Here is a 3,682-nt window from a genome sequence, read left to right on the forward strand (position 1 = left end):
TCATAACCGAGAGGTAAAAAAAGAACGAAGTCGAGATCAGGGAATGAGTTTATAAAATAAAAAAAGCACCTGAAAAGGTGTCTTTTTTTGATGGTTTTGAACTTGTTCTTTCTTATCTTGATATACTGCTGTAATTTCTTGTAATACGATTTCTTTTTCCATGTTTAAAACCCTCTTTCTTTGATTTAGCAATCACAAAAACCATTCGTTTAGGAGTGAGGAAGTGGTGCTGTAACCTCAAATTTCCTAAAGTTATAAATTATCTTCAAACTATGCTCCTTTCTTTTTTGTGATCCATTCTGTTCAGTGTGTGTTTCGTGTTTGCTGTGAGTGCAACAGAGCATAGACACAAAGAAAAAACAAGAGCAAGCGCAGCGTAGTGCATTTTACTCTTGTTTTTTCGACTGGATATGCTATGGTACTCGCCTAGCAAACAACACACACTGATGAATGCGTTGAACAAAAAAGTTGCATAGGGAGATAATTTATCGGTCAACTTTAGGAAATTTGAGGTAAATTCTTTAATAAAAATAAAATTACTTGATAATTTTATTTCCTTCTTGAACTAGCCATCATTCAAAATCATTTCAAATTCTCTAACGCTTTCGTTATTAACGTTCTGTATTATCAAAAATTTTTAATAATGCTTGCTCATGCGCTCGCTGAATTTTAGGTACTGGATCATTGTACATTGCGTCATAAGCTTCTCGATAAACAACATTTAGTCGTACATCTTGCCCATAATCCGGTCTGTTCAATTCTTCCAAAATATTAAATAAAGCTGCATTCATTTGGTCTATTTTTAAAATTAAATATTCTCTACTACAGGTACAATACAAATCTTTGCCTTCAAAATTTCTCTTGTATACTTCCTTATATATTTTTTCGTCTTTGAGCATTTGCTCTTCCCATGCTTCAGCTTCGTCAATCATTTCCTATCCTTCTTCCTGCTGTCCAAAGCGAATTTTTAACGCTTGAACAAAGTACGGAAAATATTCATAATCTGAAAAAATATCAACTGGGCTATAGTTGCGTTTAATAAAAGCTAACTCTTCAGCATCATTTTCAGCAATATCTTCTGGTACTGGCGTTCCATTTGTATATAAATTAAATGCCAAGCTAATTAATCTTAATGTTGAGCTAGTATTCCAAGCTTCATACACGCAGTTTGGATTGATTAGCCCAGTTTCAAGATTATAAATACGCTTGAAATTAGTCCTAGTCGTTTCGCTAAGTGCCAAAAGATAAAGCAAACTTTGGTGGTAAACATCATCTTGTCTTGCCTGTTGGATTTTTTCAAAGAAAAAATCCCTATGTTGCTGGTCTGCAAATGTTACTTTCATGACTGTCACTCCTTCTAATCATTAAATACGCTATTTTCAGTTTAAAGCATTCCAATATTTTTTTATTTCTCAAAATACTTTCAAATATTATATTGTTTTTTATAAAAATGATTTCTACACGAAAAATTAATCTTCTTCTTTTTCTCGATAGATTACACCAGTATTGTCTTTTTGATATTGCTGCTCTTTATCCCTTGAAATAATCACTTCTTTTTGCTCTGAATACTTATTTTTTTCAAAATTTTCAACGTATTTTCTGACAAAGTTTCTATACTCGTAAGTGACAATTTTTCCTTCACTTTTCAGTATTTGCTTGTACTTGAGATACAAATCTTTAGGTATCCTCATACTGATTAATTGATATTTGTCTGACATCGTAATCACTCCAAACCTTATATATATTATATATATATTATATATATATAATATATATAAGTCAAATAATTTCCTAATCCTTCTTTCTATTTAAAGGCCAAAAAATCTAAATATCCTTTTTCCCCTATTTTTACTAACGCATTATAGCTCTTCGTTTTATCCTTCGACTTTATTCCTTTAATCAAGGTTTCTTTTCCGGACAATAATTCTGCTACATTTGTTTTTGATAACTTTTTCTTTCTAAAATTATCTGCTAGTGTGAATTTACATTCAGGATAGTTGGAACAGCCATAAAATGATTTTTTCAATACAATGTTATGGCCACATTTAGGACATTTTCCTACAATATTTTTTTCTTCCTCTTTTTGCTTATTTTCCTGATATTCGGAAAAATTCAAGCTAGCTACTTCTCCAGGTACATTTTCTATCAAATGATAAATAAATTTCTTTATATTGTTCAGAAAAACCTCTTGTGTGCCTTCTTTCTTGCCTATTTTCTTCAAATAACTTTCCCATTTGGCTGTCATTTCAGCGCTCGTCAATAAATGCTGACTTTTAACTGCCTGACACAATAATTTGCCTTTTTCAGTCACTACTAACTTATTTTTAATTACTTTGATGTATTCTTTCTGTTTTAAATTTTCGATGATACCAGCTCTTGTTGCCTCCGTACCGATACCCTCAACTTCTTGTAGTATCTTAATAGCTTCTTCATCATCAACAGTCTTTCCTGCTGTTTTCATGGCTGTTAAAAGCGTACCCTCTGTAAAATATTTAGGTGGTTGCGTTTCTTTTTCTAAAATTTTTAAGTTAACCTCAGCACTTTCTCCAATCAAAACTAACGGTAAGGTTTGTACTTCTTCCTTTTCTTTCTCCTGGATATCCTGGTTAAAAAGCAATTTCCAACCAGTTTGTTTTGGAGTTCTTCCTGTGGATTGAAAAACTAATTCGGCAACTTGCGTTTGAATCTTAGTCTCCTCATACAGATAATCTGGTAAAAACATAGCTATCGTGGTTCTAACTACTAAATCATAAATTTTTCGTTGTAGATCATCCATCTTTGCTAAAGCAGCTTCATTCGGAATTTGTTTTGTCGGAATAATAGCATGGTGTTCCTGTACTTTACTACCGTCCACATAACGCTTTCTAGCATCTAATTGAATCATTTCAAGTTCGTTATTTAGATATTGACAATATTTATCAAAATTCGCCTTTAAATAAGCAAATTCATTCTCTGTAATAAATGGAGTATCCGTTCTTGGATAACTCAATAATTTAGCTTCATATAAGCCTTGTACAGCTTTTAAAGTTTGACTTGCAGTCGCTTTATAAAGTTGATTGACTTTTGACTGTAGACTACTCAAAGAAAATAAACTAGGACTATTCGTTTTCTTCTCCCTAGTTTGAATATCAATAATTTTTCCCTCTTGTTCGCCTATTTGAGCTTGTTTAGAAGAAACAAAGCCTAAAAGTTCATCTTTAGTTTTAAAACGCTGTAAAGGATTAAGAGTACCTTTAAAAGAGCCTTGTTTTACAGTTATATTGGCTTCAACCTCAAAATACGGTTCTTTTTTAAAACGTTCTATGGCTTCCTGTCTCTGATAAATCAAATATAAAGTAGGCGTTTGTACCCTTCCTAAACTAAAAGTCCCTTTCACTCCCTGCTTCTGTAAATTTAACGTATATAAAGGACTTGCATTCATACCAATCAGCCAATCAGCAATCTGTCTTGTTTGCGCCTCCTGGTAAAAAGGATAATAATTACGACCAGGTTGTAAATTTTGAAAACCATTCCTGATTACATCTTTTTCCAAACTGTTAATCCATAATCTTTTATATGTTTTTTCCTTAGAGATAGCTTTTGCCTTATGAATAATAGACCAAGCTAATATCGATAGGTAAACTTTTGAAATAATCTCCAGTTTTTCCCCCGATCCACACCGTGCATGCGATTTTCACCGCAC

At 32.4% G+C, this 3,682-nt stretch carries 5 protein-coding genes; all 5 read right to left on the reverse strand.

Annotated features, from left to right (window positions below; genetic code table 11):
* Positions 1–36: 36 nt before the first annotated feature.
* The 5 genes from Q0977_RS17915 to Q0977_RS17935 all read right to left on the reverse strand — a co-directional run bounded on the left by Q0977_RS17915 (position 37) and on the right by Q0977_RS17935 (position 3,640).
* The gene (locus tag Q0977_RS17915; protein WP_002340561.1) at positions 37–162 is read right to left on the reverse strand and encodes a hypothetical protein; all 126 of its coding nucleotides are present in this window, start codon (positions 160–162) and stop codon (positions 37–39) included.
* A 449-nt stretch (positions 163–611) separates the two neighbouring features.
* Positions 612–932 carry a hypothetical protein gene (locus Q0977_RS17920; protein WP_002340560.1) on the reverse strand — a complete coding sequence of 107 codons (321 nt, stop codon included), beginning with the start codon at positions 930–932 and terminating at the stop codon, positions 612–614.
* Between the two features lie 3 nt (positions 933–935).
* A complete protein-coding gene (locus Q0977_RS17925; protein WP_002340559.1) occupies positions 936–1,343 on the reverse strand; it encodes a DUF6075 family protein in 408 nt (135 codons plus the stop codon).
* A gap of 126 nt (positions 1,344–1,469) precedes the next feature.
* On the reverse strand, positions 1,470–1,718 hold the full coding sequence (locus Q0977_RS17930) for a hypothetical protein (protein WP_002340558.1): 249 nt from the start codon (positions 1,716–1,718) through the stop codon (positions 1,470–1,472).
* A gap of 86 nt (positions 1,719–1,804) precedes the next feature.
* Positions 1,805–3,640, reverse strand: a complete 1,836-nt coding sequence (locus tag Q0977_RS17935; protein WP_299516468.1) for a type IA DNA topoisomerase — start codon at positions 3,638–3,640, stop codon at positions 1,805–1,807.
* Positions 3,641–3,682 lie beyond the last annotated feature (42 nt).

Source organism: uncultured Rummeliibacillus sp., from assembly GCF_934216135.1.
Taxonomy (GTDB): Bacteria; Bacillota; Bacilli; order Bacillales_A; family Planococcaceae; genus Rummeliibacillus.

Bases quoted from the DNA above. Each gene is read 5' to 3' on its own strand.
- Q0977_RS17915 (WP_002340561.1), bottom strand. From the start codon at position 162: ATGGAAAAAGAAATCGTATTACAAGAAATTACAGCAGTATATCAAGAT.
- Q0977_RS17920 (WP_002340560.1), bottom strand. From the start codon at position 932: ATGATTGACGAAGCTGAAGCATGGGAAGAGCAAATGCTCAAAGACGAA.
- Q0977_RS17925 (WP_002340559.1), bottom strand. From the start codon at position 1,343: ATGAAAGTAACATTTGCAGACCAGCAACATAGGGATTTTTTCTTTGAA.
- Q0977_RS17930 (WP_002340558.1), bottom strand. From the start codon at position 1,718: ATGTCAGACAAATATCAATTAATCAGTATGAGGATACCTAAAGATTTG.